Source organism: Bradyrhizobium sp. Rc2d, assembly GCF_900099855.1.
In the GTDB taxonomy this organism is placed as follows: Bacteria; Pseudomonadota; Alphaproteobacteria; order Rhizobiales; family Xanthobacteraceae; genus Bradyrhizobium.
Genome location: NZ_FNCU01000061.1, coordinates 16,315 through 30,812, shown reverse-complemented (window position 1 = coordinate 30,812; position 14,498 = coordinate 16,315). Strand labels below are relative to the sequence as shown.

Sequence of the window (14,498 nt, the reverse complement as noted above, 5' to 3'; positions counted from 1 at the left end):
AATGACGACGTTGGCTACGACTTCCCCGCAGCCTTCCGCAGCGCTTCGTTGATGCGGTCCTGCCAACCCGGCCCGCCCTCCTGGAAGAACTCCAGCACGTCCTGGTCGATACGCAGCGTGACCTGCTCCTTGATGCCGGGAACGGCGGTTTGCTTGGGCGGCGCCACGGCGACCTTGGCCGTCACCTTCTTGAATGCCGCCTCGGCTTCCGTTCTGGCATCGCCCAGCGTACGCGGCCGCCTCGGTTGATCCGCCATGTCCTAGATTCCCTCAAATAGAGCCGTGGAAAGATACCGCTCGGAGAAGGACGGCACCACCGCCAGGATGGTTTTACCCGCAGCTTCGGGGCGCTTGCCGATCTGAAGCGCGGCCGCGATCGCGGCGCCCGAAGAGATGCCGCCCGGAATGCCCTCATGCCGCGCCAGCGCGCGCGAGGCCTCGATTGCCGTCGTCGAATTAATCTTCACGATCTCGTCGATCACGGAGCGATCGAGGATGTCGGGAACGAAGCCGGCGCCGATGCCCTGGATCTTGTGCGGGGTGTGCTGGCCGCCTGAGAGCACCGGGCTCTCCTCCGGCTCGACCGCCACCACCCGCAAGGAAGGTTTGCGCGGCTTCAGTACCTGGCCGACGCCTGTGATGGTGCCTCCGGTGCCGACACCGGCGACGAAGACATCGATGTTGCCGGCCGTGTCGTTCCAGATCTCTTCCGCCGTGGTGCGGCGGTGCACCTCGGGGTTGGCGAGATTCTTGAACTGCTGCGGCATCACCGAGTTCGGCGTCGTCTTCAACAGTTCTTCCGCGGCGGCAATGGCGCCGTTCATGCCTTGGGCTGCCGGCGTCAGCACCAGTTCCGCACCGAGAAAGGCCAGCATCTTGCGCCGCTCGATCGACATCGACTCCGGCATCACCAGTTTGAGCCGGTAGCCGCGCGAGGCCGCGACGAAGGCAAGCGCGATTCCGGTATTGCCGGAGGTCGGCTCGATCAGCACAGTGTCGGGCTTGATGATGCCCGCCTTCTCCATGGCGATGATCATGGCCGCACCGATGCGGTCCTTCACGCTCGCGGCCGGATTGAAATATTCAAGTTTCGCCAAAATGGTCGCGTTCACGCCGTGCATGCCGGGCAGTCGTTGCAACCGCACGATCGGCGTGTCGCCAAAAGCCTCGACGATCGAGTCATAGATCCGGCCGCGGCCGGGTTGGTGCGCTGCACCCGTCTTGGACGACGCGTCCATGATGAACTCCCTGTGGCAACAATCTGCGCTTTCACGGCTCTCGCGCAGTTACGGACAGCTTGCAGCGACACGCAAGCGACAATGCGGCACATGTTAAATACGCTGCATCGCAAAATCGCGTGAGCTGCAAATATCAGAAAACCTACGCATTTGTGTTGCGACCTCGTCAACTGATTCTGCTTATGTTAGACTTAGGTCTTAAAGCAGGGAGGTCACCACGATGTCAGCAATTGCTGAAGTGTTGTCGACCGTCGCGCTGAACCGCTATCCGCGTTGCAGCGAGTTGCCTACCTGTCCGGTCTGCGCCGACTCCATGGTCGCCGCCGAAGCATCTGCCTACATCTCCGACCACGTGATCAGCTATCTCTGGACCTGTGACAATTGCGGCTATGGCTTCGTGACCAAGCATGCCGTCAAGCAGCGCTTCGTCTGCAATTAATCTAGCGCGGGGCGATGTCGCCCCTCGTCCAGTCCTCGCGCGTACGCTGATAGAACTCCTCGAACCTTCCCTGTGCGACCGCGTCCCTGATGCCCTGCATCAGGGATTGGTAATAGGCGACATTGATCTCGGACAGCAGCATCGCCCCCAGCGTCTCGCCCGCCTTGACGAGATGATGCAGATAGGCGCGCGCGCAGCTCCGCGTCGACGGCCATGAGCTCTCTTCATCGAGCGGACGCGGATCGTCGGCGTGGCGCGCGTTGCGCAAATTGACCTGGCCGAAGCGCGTGAAGGCGACGCCGTGACGGCCATTGCGGGTTGGCATCACGCAATCGAACATGTCGACGCCGCGCTTGACTGCCTCGAGGATGTCGTCGGGCGTGCCGACACCCATGAGGTAACGCGGCCGCTCTCTCGGCAGCAATGGTGCGGTCTCCTCAATCATCGCCAGCATCACCGCCTGCGGCTCGCCGACGGCAAGGCCGCCGATCGCATAGCCGTGGAAGCCGATCTCGACCAGGCCTTGCGCGCTGGCATGGCGAAGCTGCGGTACGTCGCCACCCTGCACGATGCCGAACAGCATGTAACCGGCGGGCGCGCTCGCGAAGGCCCGCTTGCTGCGCTCGGCCCAACGCAGCGACAGGTGCATCGCCCGCTCGATGTCGTCGCGCTCAGCCGGCAGCCGGACGCATTCGTCCATCTGCATGGCGATATCGGAGCCGAGGAAGCGCTGCACCTCGATCGAGCGCTCCGGCGACAGTTCGACCTTGGCGCCGTCGATATGCGAGCGGAAGGTGACGGCGTGCTCGCTGACCTTGCGCAGATCCGCCAGCGACATCACCTGGAAGCCGCCGGAATCCGTCAGCATCGGCCCGTTCCAACCGGTGAATGTCTGCAAGCCGCCAAGCGCCGCAATCCGCTCGGCGCCGGGCCGCAGCATCAGATGATAGGTGTTGCCGAGCACGATGTCGGCGCCAGCGTCGCGCACCTCACGCCAGTTCATGCCCTTCATGGCGCCCGCGGTGCCGACCGGCATGAAGGCCGGCGTTCTGACCGTGCCGTGTGGCGTGGTCAGACGCCCGGTGCGCGCGGCGCCATCGGTGGCGAGCAATTCAAAGTGATTGGGAAGATCATTGTCGGGATTCATGGCGGTGCTTATTGCCTGTCGGAGAAGGCCGATCAACCCGCGCGAACCACGCCAAGGCTGGCTTGTGCCTCAGACTGGGACACAATTGGAGCGGATATTGGTGCCCGCTGCTCTTGTTAAACAAAACGATACAGTGTAGTTTTATCTTGGGGGCTGGACGAGATTGCCGCGGCGAATTTGCCGGCGGCGGTACAAGCGTGATCGCCAGCCACCGACGATGCCCCTCCCTTTAAGTTCGACCGATATTCCCGGCCTCTCGCAGGGCTGGATTGGGCGGATAGGCGCCCGCCTGGGCGGAGTCCTGGTCCTGACGTGCAGCCTGGCGCTTGGTGCCTGCACGTCCCTGCCCCGCACGCCCTATACGGCCGCTGAAGCCAGCACATCGCGTGTGCTCGATATCGACGGCCTCCGGCGCTACGCCGACGAGCCCGTGACGAAATTCAGCTTCGAGAAGGACAACAGCACCGCGACGAAATCCTATCTGGCCTTGTCAGGCGGTGGTGCCGACGGCGCCTATGGCGTCGGCGTGCTGAACGGCTGGACCGCGGCCAGAACCCGTCCCACCTTCTCGGTCGTCTCGGGTGTCAGCACCGGGGGCCTGATCGCGCCGTTTGCGTTCCTCGGCTCGCAATATGACGACACGCTGAAGGAGGTCTACACCAGCGGCATCGCGGAGAGTCTGCTGAACGATCCCAGCATCATGCGGGTGCTATTCGGATCCGGCCTGTTCGGCAACACGCGGCTGCGCGAGCTCGTCGCCCGCTATGTCGGGCCCGAGATCATGGCGCAAGTCGCGCGCGAGAATGCCAGGGGCCGGAAGCTGCTGATCGTGACGACCGATCTCGACACTCAGCGGACCGCGATCTGGGACATGGGCAAGATCGCCGCGGTCGGAACACCCGAGGCGCTAAACCTGTTTCGCGACGTGATGGCGGCTTCTGCCAGCATTCCCCTGGTGTTTCCGCCGATCATGATCGACGCCGAAGGCCAGGGCCGCAGGTTTCAGGAGATGCACGTCGATGGCGGCGTGACGGCGCCGGTGCTGACGCTGCCGGAAGCGCTGCTCTTCCAGGGCAGCCGCCTGCCGGGCAACGCGAAGATGGACATCTACATCCTCGTCAACAAGAAGATCGAACGCAATTTCGAGCTCGTCTCCAACAGCACCATCGACGTCGCCTCGCGCAGCCTGTCGTCGATCACCCAGTCGCAGACGCGCTCGATCATCTTCTCGACCTATGATTTCGCCAAGCGCAATCGCCTGGGCTTCCATCTCTCCTATATCGCGCGCGACTATCCGGCGGCGCCCTCGGAAGGGTTCGACACTGCCTATATGCGGGCGCTGTATCAGTACGGATATGACAAGGCGGCTTCCGGCCAGGCCTGGACATCGACGCTTCCGTGATCCCGCGTGACGGAACGAGGCCATACGGAAACCGTTGAGGATACGGCCAATTCGGCCAGATTCGCGATGACGCCCCCGCTCCTGCGCGATATAGAGCGAATGACTGATATCACGACTGCGCAGGAATCATTGGGCATGGGATTGACTGCGACCAAGACAAGAACCGCCGCGCCACGGCGCGAGGTGCCGAAATCGCGCGGCGGCCGGCCGACGAAGACCGCCGCCATCGAGCGCGATCAGCGGCTGATCGAGGTCGCCACGCGCCTGTTCCTGGATCGCGGCTTCGACGCAACCTCGCTCGACGCGGTCGCGGAAGCGGCCCGGGTCAGCAAGCCCACCGTTTATTCCCGCTATGGCGACAAGCGCGGCCTGTTTGCGGCCGTGCTGAGGCGCGAGATCGCGCGCTGGCTTGCACCGCTGTCGGCGGCCGCGGAGACGCAGCTCTCCAGCGCCGCGAACATCTCGGTGGAGCAGCGGCTGGTCGAGATCGGGCGCGAAATGCTGACGTTCACTTGCGGCCCCGACGCCGTCGCCTTCAGCCGCATGATGACGTCACAGGCCATCAACTTCCCTGACGTCGCCAAGCTCGGCAAGGAGGAAGGCTGGCTCAAGGCCGTCGCCACCACGGCACGCTTCTTCGACCGTCTGGTGGCGCAAGGCGCACTCGATGTCGAAGACACCACCATTGCCGCCGAGGTGTTTCTCGACGTCGTCGTCGGTCACACCCACCGCATGGCGACGTTCGGAACGGCGCTGGAGATGAAGGCCGCGGAAAAGCGGATGCGGGCGGCGATCAAGCTGTTCCTGGCTGGCGCGCTGGGACCCGCCGACCGCATCCAGAGCGCCGCAAAGAGCCCGCAGCGGCGCCCGTCCCGCTGACAATTCCGTGAGCGCGCGATGTATCCCCCAGGGAACCATGGCCTCGCCATTGATCAAAATAAAACGATACGGTATGGTTTAGTTACAAGGCGAGACGGACCGCTTTTTCACCAGCCCCAAAGAGGTCCGTCCCGCTTCGATCGTCGTGCCGGGTACAGCCCGATGCGGCGTTCCGCGGCCGACCGATGCCCAAGGTCGGCCGCGAATTCTTTACGATCATCCGGCACACTCGCTGGCCGAGGGTTTCGAGCATGACGACAGCCAAACGATGGACCTCGCAACTGCTTGCGATCGCCTTGCCCGCGCTGCTCCTCGCCGCACCGGCACAGGCGATCGTGACCGCGAGCACGCCGACCGCGCTTCACAGCGACACAGATAGTGATGCCGAAGCGGACCGCCAGGCAGTCAGCCGCGAGATCGAGCGCTTTCGCAGCTCGTCGATCTCGATCAGCCAGGCCATGGCGATCGCGGAAGGCCGGCACGCCGGCGCCACGACGGCGGATGTGAGTTTTGACGGAGCGTCCGGTGTGCCGGTCTACCGGGTGAAGACCCTGCACAACGACCGGATCTGGCGCCACACCATCAATGCTTCGACCGGCGAGCTCGTCGGCGGCGAAGCCGCCCTCCCGCTCGCCGAGCTCGACCTTGAAGACCGCAGCAACCTCGCAGCGCTCGGTGCGATCAGGCATCGCCTCGCGGATGCCGTGCGCGTCGCCGAACGCGCGGCTTCGGGCAAGGCGATCAGCGGCGGTCTGGTGCGCGAACGCGGCCGGCTCAATTTCGCGATCGTCGTGATCAGCGGCGACGACCTCAAGGAGGTCATCCTGGAGCCGCCGGGCGCACGGGCCAAATAGCGGCAGCCCCGGCACCAACCGGGGGGAAAAGCCATTGACGGCTGCAAGACTCTCCCGCATAAGTCGCCGCCATGTTCACGACCACCAAACGCACGACCAAAACCACCACGGCCTCAGGGGCCCGGGGAGGCGTGCGCGCGTAGGTCGTCGACTTAAACGCATCAGCTCTACCGAAGCCCCGCCCTCGATGGTCCGGGGCTTTTTTGTTGTCTAAATTCTCAATGCAATGGAGGACAAAGTGAGTAACGATCCCGTCGTCGCGATTGTCGGCGTCACCGGTGCGGTGGGCGCCGAATTCACCGCCACCATGGACAAGCGCGGCTTTCGCGTCGGTAAGCTCAAGGCGCTGGCCAGCGCCCGCTCGGCCGGCAAGACGGTGTCGTTCCGCGGGCAACAGGTCGTCATCGAGGAATTGACCGAGCGTTCCTTCGAGGGCGTCGACATCGCCCTGTTCTCCGCCGGCGGCAGCATCTCGAAGAAGTTCGCGCCGATCGCGGTCAAGGCCGGCGCGGTCGTGGTCGACAACTCCTCCGCCTTCCGCATGGACCCGAACGTGCCGCTGGTGATCCCCGAGATCAACGCGAACCGCATCCGCGATCACAAGGGCATCATCGCCAACCCGAACTGCGCCGCGATCACCGCACTGGTGCCGCTGTGGCCGATCCACCAGAAGAATCGCATCAAGCGCGTCATCATCGCAACCTATCAGGCGGCCAGCGGCGCCGGGGCCGCCGCGATGGAGGAGCTCGTCGAGTCCACCCGCGCCAATCTCAACGGGCAGGTCTATACGCCCAAGGTGATGCCGCACCCCTACGCCTTCAACCTCTTCAACCACAACACGGCGGTCGATCCTGACACCGGCTACAACGACGAAGAGACCAAGGTCATCAAGGAGACCCGCAAGATCTTCGAGGACGAAACCATTGCAGTCGGCGTCACCTGCGTGCGCGTGCCGGTGCTGCGCGCCCATTGCGAGGCCATCACTTTCGAATGCGAGAAGCCGATCACCGAGGATCAGGTCCGCGCCATCATGGCGCAGGCGCCCGGCGTCAAGGTGGTCGACGATCGCGCCAAGAACTACTTCCCGATGCCGATCGACGCCTCGGGCCAGAACGACGTCCTGGTCGGCCGCATCCGCAAGGATCTCAGCGACGCCAGCGGCCATTCGATCTCGATGTTCGTGGCGGCGGATCAGCTGCTCAAGGGCGCCGCGCTCAACGCGGTGCAGATCGCCGAGCTCTTGCCGCAGCGGGTGACGGCATAACCGGTATCGTAGGGCGGGCAAAGGCGCGCAAGCGCCGTGCCCACCACTTCCCTCGCGCAATCAGGAAAGATGGTGGGCACGCTTCGCTTTGCCCACCCTACGGCTCTGCCCGAAACAACAAGCACGCATCCCCGTACGAATAAAACCGATAACCAGCCGAGATGGCGTGCGCATACGCTCGCTTCATCGTCTCCAGGCCAGAGAATGCCGACACCAGCATGAACAGCGTCGACTTCGGCAAATGGAAATTGGTCAGCAGGATATCGACGGCGCGGAAGCGATAGCCGGGGGTGATGAAGATCGACGTCTCCGCGGCGAACGGCTGGATGCTGCCGTCCTCCGCGGCGGCGCTTTCCAGCAGCCGCAGTGACGTGGTGCCGACGGCGATGATGCGGCCGCCGTTCTTGCGCGCGGTGTTGAGCCGCTCTGCGGCCTCGGCCGAGATCGTGCCCCACTCGGGGTGCATCTTGTGGCCTTCGGTGTCGTCCACCTTGACCGGCAGGAAGGTCCCCGCCCCGACATGCAGCGTGAGGCGGTTGATGCCGACGCCGCGGTCGCGCAGCGCCTGCTCCAGCGCCGGGGTGAAATGCAGCCCAGCCGTCGGCGCGGCGACGGCGCCTTCGTTCGCCGCGAACATGGTCTGGTAGTCGGCGAGATCCTGGTCGTCGGGCGTGCGCTTGGAGGCGATGTAGGGCGGCAGCGGCGGGCTGCCGAGATCGGCGATGGCCTGATCGAGCGCGGGCCCGTGGAACGAGAACGATAGCGTCACCTCGCCTTCACTGCCCTTGGCTTCAACTTCGGCGTCGAGATGGCCGAGCAGGCAGACCTTGCCTTCATTGCCGAAGCGGATGCGGTCGCCGGCTGTGAGCTTCTTCGCCGGCTTCACCAACGCCTGCCAGCGCGAGCCGTCGAGGCGCTTGATCAGCGTCGCCTCGATCCTCGGCTCGGTCTCACGCCCGATGCGACGGCCCCTCAGCTGCGCCGCGATCACCTTGGTGTCGTTGACGACGAGCTGGTCGCCCGGCTTCAACCATTGCGGCAGGTCGACGACGGTCTGGTCGCGCAACGCGCCATTCTCGACGACCAGCATCTTCGCGGAGTCGCGCGGGCTCGCCGGGCGCAACGCGATGCGCTCGGGCGGCAGGTCGAAATCGAAGAGGTCGGTGCGCATGTCTCAGAACTTGTCATCGCCCGCGCAGGCGGGCGATCCAGTACTCCCGATCGTAGCCGTAATCGCCGCTGGTGATTACTGGATGCCCCGCCTGCGCGGCGCATGACACCGACAAATCCGCTTTTATTCCTTATCCGCCGCCATCCGCGCCTTGACGATCTTGTCGGGGTTCTGCACGGGCTCGCCGCGCTTGATCTTGTCGACGTTCTCCATGCCCTCGGTGACCTTGCCCCACACCGTGTACTGGTTGTCGAGGAAGCGGGCGTCGTCGAAGCAGATGAAGAACTGGCTGTCACCGGAGTCGGGGTTGGCGGCGCGCGCCATCGAGGCGGTCCCGCGCACATGCGGCTCCTTGTTGAACTCGGCCTTCAGCTTCTTGCCGGAGCCGCCGGTGCCGGTGCCCTGCGGGCAGCCGGTCTGCGCCATGAAGCCGTCGATCACACGATGGAATACGATGCCGTCGTAAAAGCCCTCGCGGACCAGCTCCTTGATGCGCGCGACATGGCCGGGCGCCAGATCAGGCCGCATCTCGATGGTGACGGGGCCCTGCGTGGTCTCGAGGATCAGGGTGTTTTCGGTGACGCTCATGCTCGTCTCTCTTGCGTTGGGGGTGAAGTCTTCCGGGTGCGGAACTGGATCGCGAATGGACGCCCCGCAGCAGCGCCAGCCATTGCATCGGTAAATGGCACCGGCGTGCAGCGTTGCAACGCTTCCATCACCGCGATCCGGTATTGCAGCCGGTCATTGTCGGAGGCCTCCGCGGATTCATAGGTAATCCTCGGATGGCCCAGAATGTTTCCGGCCCGGTTAAAGCTCACGACGACGGTAATGTCGAGTGGGCGCGCCTTGGCCGGCGGCGGCGGCTTCCAGCAGGTGCGCAAATGCCGGAAAATGTCCTGGATGGTGTTGACCTGCGCGTTTTCGGCGGCCGCACTGGAGATGCCGAGCAGCAGCATCGCGGCAACCAGCACGAGCTTGCCACCGCGGCGCACCATCGTCCTCTCCTACTTGACGTCGGATGCGACCTGCACCTTCACCATCTTGTCGGGATCGGTGACGGTGCCGCCGGCCGAGCCGGGCGGTGCCTTCTTCAGCTTGTCGACGACGTCCATGCCCTGCACGACCTCGCCGATCACCGTGTACTGGTTATCGAGGCTGCCGCCGTCGGCGAACATGATGAAGAACTGCGAGTTGGCACTGTCGACGCTGTCACCGCGCCGCGCCATCCCGACGATGCCGCGTGCAAAGTGCACCTTGGAGAATTCCTGCTTCAGGTTCGGATATTTCGAGCCGCCGGTGCCGTTGCCGTTCTGGCCGTCGCCGGTCTGCGCCATGAAGCCGTCCATCACGCGGTGAAACGGCACGTTGTTGTAGAAGCCCTCACGCGCAAGCTGCTTGATGCGCTCGGCGTGCTGGGGCGCGATGTCGGTCCGGAGCTTGATGACGATACGGCCCTTGGTGCTGTCGATGACGATGGCGTTGGCCTTGTCGAGGTTCGCCGGCAATTGCTGCGCCACCGCCGGCACCGCGAACACGAGCGCGGCAAGAACTGCGAGAATTCGGATCATGACAACTCCGGTCAGATGAGAGAGGAAGCGCGCCGGTATCAGGCGAATTTTGCCTTGAGCTGTGCCGCAACCAGCGGCGGGACGAAGGCCGAGACGTCTCCGCCCATGCCGGCGATCTGGCGCACCAAAGTGGCGGTGATCGGGCGAACCATGGGAGAGGCCGGCAGGAAGACCGTATGCACCTCCGGCGCCATGGCCTCGTTCATGCCGGCAAGCTGCATCTCGTAATCGAGGTCGCTGCCGTCGCGCAGGCCCCGGATCATGATGGTCGCGCCGTGCTTGCGCGCCGAGGTGACCGACAGATCGTCAAAGGTCACCGCTTCGAACACGCAGCCGGCCTGGGCCGCCACCGGCCCGCAGACGTCGTGCAGCATCTTCAGCCGCTCCTCGGTCGAGAACAGCGGCTTCTTGCCGGGGTGGACCCCGATCGCGACAACCAGCCTGTCGCACAGCGACACGCTGTGCCGGACCACGTCCAGATGGCCGTTGGTGATGGGGTCGAAGGAACCGGGATAGAAGGCGATGCGCGGCATGACCTCCTCCTACCGCGCCCGGCCCGGGCCGGCAAGCCGGGCGGGTTCCCTGCCGGTTTTTCCGCAAAACCATGTCGGAATCCCCCGAATTGTTTCGTCCTGAGGGCGGCCACGAAACAAACGGCGCAGCAACGAAACCATTTCCCGCTCCGGCGAAGACATCTGGAAACTGGCCATGGTTACTTATCCGGCCAACGAATGACGGGCCGCACACAAGGCGCAGCGGCCGCATCACAGGGGACTGTCAATGATCAAGGCTCTTTCGGCGATCGCCATCTCTGCATGTGTTGCTGCCGCCCTCACCCTCCTGCCCGGCTTCACCCCGACGGTCGAAGCCAGCGTGCCGCAGCCGCTGGCCAAGAGCGACCGGCTCGACATCCGCAGCATCGGCAAGGACTGCTCGCAGCAGGCCTGGCCGAATTTCGAAACCTCGTGCCTGCGCCGCGCCGGCACCAAGGCCAATGTCCGTGAGGCACGCCTCGTGACCGCCGATCGGACCCCGTAGTCGGATCTGTCAGCTTCGCGTCAGCTAGTCCTCTATAGACCCAACACAACCCCATGGATATTTGCGACGTCTCGTCGCAGACTGCATGACGCTCGCGCCCGTCGGAATGGCCCGCCGGGCGCGTTTCCATCGGGGTCGCCATTGTCCAGTACGCCCGCAGTCGCTTCCGGCCACCATCCCGATCCGCTGCCGCTTGCCATGACCATGGGCGCCCTCGGGGTGGTCTATGGCGATATCGGCACCAGCCCTCTCTATGCCCTGAAGGAAGCCGCCAAGGCGGCTGCCCATGGCGGCACATTAAGTCACGATGCTGTCCTGGGGGTTGCCTCGCTGATCCTCTGGGCGCTGCTGCTGATCATCTCGCTGAAATACGCGCTGCTGATCCTGCGCGCGGACAACCGCGGCGAAGGCGGCATCGTCGCGCTGCTGGCGCTGCTGCATGCCCGCAACGCCCAGCCCGGCACCTGGCGGGCGCATCTGCTGGTCGTCGGCCTCGTCGGCGCCGCCCTGCTCTACGGTGACGGCGCGATCACGCCCGCAATCTCCGTGCTCAGCGCCATCGAAGGCCTCAAGGTCGACGCCCCCTCGCTTGCGCCCGTCGTCGTGCCCGTGACCATCGCCATCCTGATCGGCCTGTTCATGATGCAGAAGCAGGGCACCGGCTTCATCGGCCGCATCTTCGGCCCGGTGATGCTGACCTGGTTCGTCGTGCTTGCCGCGCTTGGCATCCACGGCATCGTCAAGGCTCCGGCGGTGCTGGCGGCGCTGAGCCCGTTCTATGCCTTCGACTTCCTGATCCACCAGGATTTCCATGTCTCCTTCGGAATTCTCGGCGCGGCCTTCCTGGCGGTGACCGGGGGCGAAGCCATGTATGCCGACATGGGGCATTTCGGCCGTTTCCCGATCCGGCTCGCCTGGTTCGCGGTGTGCCTGCCCGCGCTGGTGCTGAACTATTTCGGCCAGGCCGCGCTCCTGATCACCGATCCCGCCATGATCGAGAATCCGTTCTTCCAGCTCTGTCCCGACGCGATGCACTATCCGCTGGTCGCCTTCTCGGCGGTCGCGACCGTGATCGCTTCGCAGGCGATCATCTCCGGCGTGTTCTCGCTGACCCAGCAATCGATCCAGCTCGGCTTCCTGCCGCGCATGCTGATCCGTCACACCACGAGCGCTGCGATCGGACAGATCTATGTGCCGCTGGTGAATTGGCTGCTCGCCGCCGCGACGCTGGGAGCGGTCCTGAGCTTCGGCACGTCCGACGCGCTCGCCGGCGCCTACGGCATCGCGGTGTCGCTGCTGATGGCGATCACCACGCTGCTCGCAGCTCTTGTGGCGATCCAATGGGGCTATTCGCCCTGGCTCGTGGTTGCCGTGAACGGCGCCTTCTTCGTGATCGATGTGATCTTCTTCTCGGCCAATTCGATCAAGTTGTTCGAGGGTGGCTGGTTTCCGCTGCTGCTCGCCGGTCTCGTCGCGTTCCTGATGCTGACTTGGCGCGCCGGCGTGAAGCTGGTCGAGGCGGCCCGCGCGCGGCTGCGCCAGCCCGAGGAGGACCTGATCGAGACGGCCATCAACAAATGCCGCGCCAGGCTGCCCGGGACCGCCGTGTTCCTGGCCTCCGCGCAGCGCGGCGTGCCGCTGGCGTTGACCCAGTTCGTCAAGCACAACCGCGTGTTGCACGAACGCGTGCTGCTGGTCACCGTGCTGATCGAGGAATCTCCGCACATTCCCGACGACGAACGCGCCGAGATCATCGACATCATCCCCGGCATCACCCGCGTGATCCTGCATTATGGCTTCATGCAGAACCCCACGATCTATGAGGGACTGAAGCTTACTTGCCGCCAGGGCAAGCTGCCCGGCATCGACCTCTCCGACATCACCTATTACGTCGGCCGCGAGACCATCATCCCGAGCGAGGACATTCCGGGCATGTGGGTCTGGCGCGAAGGCGTGTTCGCCTTCCTCCAGCGCAACGCTGAACGCTCCGCCGCGTTCTTCGGCGTGCCGACCAAGCAGGTCGTCGAGTTCGGCACGGAGCTCGAGATTTAGCCGACGCGCTGCGCGCATCGCGTGGCGAGAATGCGCGCAGCGATGCCCCACCGGCACTGGCTGCGACAAGACCCGCGCTGACGAGCATGCCGGCGCGCCGGGCGCTGGAGGCGTTGGCTTCAGCAAAACAGCGTCCGCTGCCCGGCGAATTGGAACCAGGTGGATCGCCTTCGGTTGGTTCCGGCGAGATCAATCCTGGGCCGGTGCTCCCCATGAACTCTGGCGCCAACGTCACATTCAGCAACTTGCGCGCTGTCGTCATCCTGATCGTGGTCGCCTTCCATTCGGCCCTTCCCTACCTCGCCTCTCAGCCGCCGCATCCGTTCGCCTTCGACGCGCCGCCCTATCGGTGGATCGCGTTTCCGATCATCGACCGCGAGCGCTGGTTCGGGCTGGACCTGTTCTGCGCATGGCAGGACGTCAGCTTGATGTCCCTGATGTTCCTTTTGGCGGGCCTGTTCACCCCGCACGGCCTCATCCGCAAGGGTGGCCCCGCCTATCTCGCCGAGCGCTGGTGGCGAATTGGATTGCCCTTCGTCCTGGCGGTCGCCCTTCTCAGTCCGGTGGCGTACTACGCCTCATATCTGACGACCGCGACCGACCCATCGCCTGCGGCGTTTTGGCAGCACTGGCGCGCTTTGCCGATGTGGCCCGCGGGCCCGCAATGGTTCTTGTGGCAGCTTCTGTTGCTCAGCGGCCTGGCTGCTGCACTGCATGAACTGATGCCATCATGGCTACGGGCTGCGAGCCTGATCGTCGCCCGGTGCGACGATCGTCCGCTGCTGTTCTTTGCAGGCCTCACAATTCTGTCGGCACTGGCCTATGTCCCGCTTGCGATGATCTTTACGCCCTGGGAATGGACCTTTTTCGGCCCATTGTCTTTCCAGCTAAGCCGCCCGCTGCACTATCTCCTCTATTTCTCCGCGGGATTTGCCATCGGCAGCTACGGCTGTGATCGCAGTATCTTCCGCATCGACGGCCCACTCGCGCGCCACTGGCCCACCTGGGTTGCCGCAGCATGTGCCTGCTTTGCACTATGGGGCGGGCTGACCTCGCTGACGATGCCGGATTGGAATGCCAGCCCGCCCGCATACCGTCTCGCCGCGGCTTTCGCCTTTCCCCCTGCATGCGCAACAGGCGTGATCGCTTTCGTGGCCAGTTCGCTGGCATTGTTGCGTCGCCGCTCGGCGCTCGCCGATAGTCTTTCGACCAATGCCTACGGCATCTACCTCACGCATTACCCGTTCGTGCTGTGGCTGCAATATGCGCTGCTCGGCACGAGACTGAATGCCGTCGCCAAAGCCGCGTTCGTCCTCATCGTGGCACTGGCTCTGAGCTGGGCCGCGAGCGGATTCCTCGCCGCAGGCGTCAGACTGCTGGTGCACCGGCATTCCGGACTCCCGGGCAAGGGCGCTATCTCAGATCAACCTCGATGACGGAACGTCC

16 protein-coding genes are annotated in these 14,498 nt (G+C 64.5%); 8 read left to right on the top strand and 8 right to left on the bottom strand.

Annotation, left to right across the window (positions count from 1 at the left end; translation table 11 throughout):
* Positions 1-14: 14 nt before the first annotated feature.
* Both BLV07_RS40610 and cysK read right to left on the bottom strand, forming a co-directional pair.
* A complete protein-coding gene (locus BLV07_RS40610) occupies positions 15-257 on the bottom strand; it encodes a BrnA antitoxin family protein (RefSeq protein WP_091897797.1) in 243 nt (80 codons plus the stop codon).
* A gap of 3 nt (positions 258-260) precedes the next feature.
* A complete protein-coding gene (gene cysK, locus BLV07_RS40605) occupies positions 261-1,238 on the bottom strand; it encodes a cysteine synthase A (protein WP_091897794.1) in 978 nt (325 codons plus the stop codon).
* A 220-nt stretch (positions 1,239-1,458) separates the two neighbouring features.
* Between cysK and BLV07_RS40600 the strand changes: the two genes are divergently transcribed.
* A complete protein-coding gene (locus BLV07_RS40600) occupies positions 1,459-1,677 on the top strand; it encodes a hypothetical protein (RefSeq protein WP_091897791.1) in 219 nt (72 codons plus the stop codon).
* Position 1,678: 1 nt separating this feature from the next.
* Here BLV07_RS40600 and tgt read toward each other — a convergent pair whose 3' ends face one another.
* Positions 1,679-2,824 carry a tRNA guanosine(34) transglycosylase Tgt gene (gene tgt, locus BLV07_RS40595; RefSeq protein WP_091897788.1) on the bottom strand — a complete coding sequence of 382 codons (1,146 nt, stop codon included), beginning with the start codon at positions 2,822-2,824 and terminating at the stop codon, positions 1,679-1,681.
* A gap of 217 nt (positions 2,825-3,041) precedes the next feature.
* On the opposite strand from tgt, the gene BLV07_RS40590 reads away from it, so the two are divergent.
* The 4 genes from BLV07_RS40590 (at position 3,042) to BLV07_RS40575 (ending at position 7,223) form a co-directional block, all read left to right on the top strand.
* Positions 3,042-4,226 (top strand): patatin-like phospholipase family protein, encoded by a 1,185-nt coding sequence (locus tag BLV07_RS40590; RefSeq protein WP_091897784.1) that lies wholly within the window; start codon positions 3,042-3,044, stop codon positions 4,224-4,226.
* A 135-nt stretch (positions 4,227-4,361) separates the two neighbouring features.
* Positions 4,362-5,105, top strand: coding sequence for a TetR/AcrR family transcriptional regulator (locus BLV07_RS40585; protein WP_091897781.1), 744 nt, complete (start codon positions 4,362-4,364; stop codon positions 5,103-5,105).
* A gap of 251 nt (positions 5,106-5,356) precedes the next feature.
* The gene (locus BLV07_RS40580; RefSeq protein WP_176946085.1) at positions 5,357-5,959 is read left to right on the top strand and encodes a PepSY domain-containing protein; all 603 of its coding nucleotides are present in this window, start codon (positions 5,357-5,359) and stop codon (positions 5,957-5,959) included.
* 226 nt (positions 5,960-6,185) lie between these two features.
* Positions 6,186-7,223, top strand: a complete 1,038-nt coding sequence (locus BLV07_RS40575; protein WP_091897774.1) for an aspartate-semialdehyde dehydrogenase — start codon at positions 6,186-6,188, stop codon at positions 7,221-7,223.
* A gap of 97 nt (positions 7,224-7,320) precedes the next feature.
* Here the strand turns inward: BLV07_RS40575 and queA are convergent, their stop codons facing one another.
* From queA to coaD, 5 genes are all read right to left on the bottom strand, one after another.
* On the bottom strand, positions 7,321-8,394 hold the full coding sequence (gene queA, locus BLV07_RS40570; RefSeq protein WP_091897770.1) for a tRNA preQ1(34) S-adenosylmethionine ribosyltransferase-isomerase QueA: 1,074 nt from the start codon (positions 8,392-8,394) through the stop codon (positions 7,321-7,323).
* 123 nt (positions 8,395-8,517) lie between these two features.
* Positions 8,518-8,982 carry a peptidylprolyl isomerase gene (locus BLV07_RS40565; protein ID WP_008563933.1) on the bottom strand — a complete coding sequence of 155 codons (465 nt, stop codon included), beginning with the start codon at positions 8,980-8,982 and terminating at the stop codon, positions 8,518-8,520.
* Entirely contained in the window at positions 8,979-9,389 is a 411-nt protein-coding gene (locus tag BLV07_RS40560) for a UCP034077 family protein (RefSeq protein ID WP_091897767.1), read from the bottom strand. The genes BLV07_RS40565 and BLV07_RS40560 overlap by 4 nt, the downstream gene beginning before the upstream one ends.
* Before the next feature lie 9 nt (positions 9,390-9,398).
* Positions 9,399-9,962 (bottom strand): peptidylprolyl isomerase, encoded by a 564-nt coding sequence (locus tag BLV07_RS40555; protein WP_091897764.1) that lies wholly within the window; start codon positions 9,960-9,962, stop codon positions 9,399-9,401.
* A 38-nt stretch (positions 9,963-10,000) separates the two neighbouring features.
* Positions 10,001-10,495: a pantetheine-phosphate adenylyltransferase gene (coaD, locus tag BLV07_RS40550; RefSeq protein ID WP_091897761.1), complete on the bottom strand. Its 495-nt coding sequence runs from the start codon at positions 10,493-10,495 to the stop codon at positions 10,001-10,003.
* A gap of 247 nt (positions 10,496-10,742) precedes the next feature.
* Between coaD and BLV07_RS40545 the strand changes: the two genes are divergently transcribed.
* The 3 genes from BLV07_RS40545 to BLV07_RS40535 all read left to right on the top strand — a co-directional run bounded on the left by BLV07_RS40545 (position 10,743) and on the right by BLV07_RS40535 (position 14,488).
* Complete coding sequence (locus tag BLV07_RS40545) at positions 10,743-11,000, top strand: hypothetical protein (protein WP_091897758.1); 258 nt, start codon at positions 10,743-10,745, stop codon at positions 10,998-11,000.
* A gap of 198 nt (positions 11,001-11,198) precedes the next feature.
* On the top strand, positions 11,199-13,052 hold the full coding sequence (locus tag BLV07_RS40540; RefSeq protein WP_091897755.1) for a potassium transporter Kup: 1,854 nt from the start codon (positions 11,199-11,201) through the stop codon (positions 13,050-13,052).
* An 86-nt stretch (positions 13,053-13,138) separates the two neighbouring features.
* Positions 13,139-14,488: an acyltransferase family protein gene (locus tag BLV07_RS40535; RefSeq protein ID WP_091897752.1), complete on the top strand. Its 1,350-nt coding sequence runs from the start codon at positions 13,139-13,141 to the stop codon at positions 14,486-14,488.
* Positions 14,489-14,498: the final 10 nt, after the last annotated feature.

Bases quoted from the DNA above. Each gene is read 5' to 3' on its own strand.
- BLV07_RS40535 (WP_091897752.1), top strand. From the start codon at position 13,139: ATGCCGGCGCGCCGGGCGCTGGAGGCGTTGGCTTCAGCAAAACAGCGT.
- BLV07_RS40540 (WP_091897755.1), top strand. From the start codon at position 11,199: ATGACCATGGGCGCCCTCGGGGTGGTCTATGGCGATATCGGCACCAGC.
- BLV07_RS40590 (WP_091897784.1), top strand. From the start codon at position 3,042: ATGCCCCTCCCTTTAAGTTCGACCGATATTCCCGGCCTCTCGCAGGGC.
- BLV07_RS40575 (WP_091897774.1), top strand. From the start codon at position 6,186: ATGGAGGACAAAGTGAGTAACGATCCCGTCGTCGCGATTGTCGGCGTC.
- BLV07_RS40565 (WP_008563933.1), bottom strand. From the start codon at position 8,982: ATGAGCGTCACCGAAAACACCCTGATCCTCGAGACCACGCAGGGCCCC.
- BLV07_RS40585 (WP_091897781.1), top strand. From the start codon at position 4,362: ATGGGATTGACTGCGACCAAGACAAGAACCGCCGCGCCACGGCGCGAG.
- queA (WP_091897770.1), bottom strand. From the start codon at position 8,394: ATGCGCACCGACCTCTTCGATTTCGACCTGCCGCCCGAGCGCATCGCG.
- BLV07_RS40555 (WP_091897764.1), bottom strand. From the start codon at position 9,962: ATGATCCGAATTCTCGCAGTTCTTGCCGCGCTCGTGTTCGCGGTGCCG.
- tgt (WP_091897788.1), bottom strand. From the start codon at position 2,824: ATGAATCCCGACAATGATCTTCCCAATCACTTTGAATTGCTCGCCACC.
- cysK (WP_091897794.1), bottom strand. From the start codon at position 1,238: ATGGACGCGTCGTCCAAGACGGGTGCAGCGCACCAACCCGGCCGCGGC.
- BLV07_RS40560 (WP_091897767.1), bottom strand. From the start codon at position 9,389: ATGGTGCGCCGCGGTGGCAAGCTCGTGCTGGTTGCCGCGATGCTGCTG.
- BLV07_RS40580 (WP_176946085.1), top strand. From the start codon at position 5,357: ATGACGACAGCCAAACGATGGACCTCGCAACTGCTTGCGATCGCCTTG.
- BLV07_RS40600 (WP_091897791.1), top strand. From the start codon at position 1,459: ATGTCAGCAATTGCTGAAGTGTTGTCGACCGTCGCGCTGAACCGCTAT.
- coaD (WP_091897761.1), bottom strand. From the start codon at position 10,495: ATGCCGCGCATCGCCTTCTATCCCGGTTCCTTCGACCCCATCACCAAC.
- BLV07_RS40545 (WP_091897758.1), top strand. From the start codon at position 10,743: ATGATCAAGGCTCTTTCGGCGATCGCCATCTCTGCATGTGTTGCTGCC.
- BLV07_RS40610 (WP_091897797.1), bottom strand. From the start codon at position 257: ATGGCGGATCAACCGAGGCGGCCGCGTACGCTGGGCGATGCCAGAACG.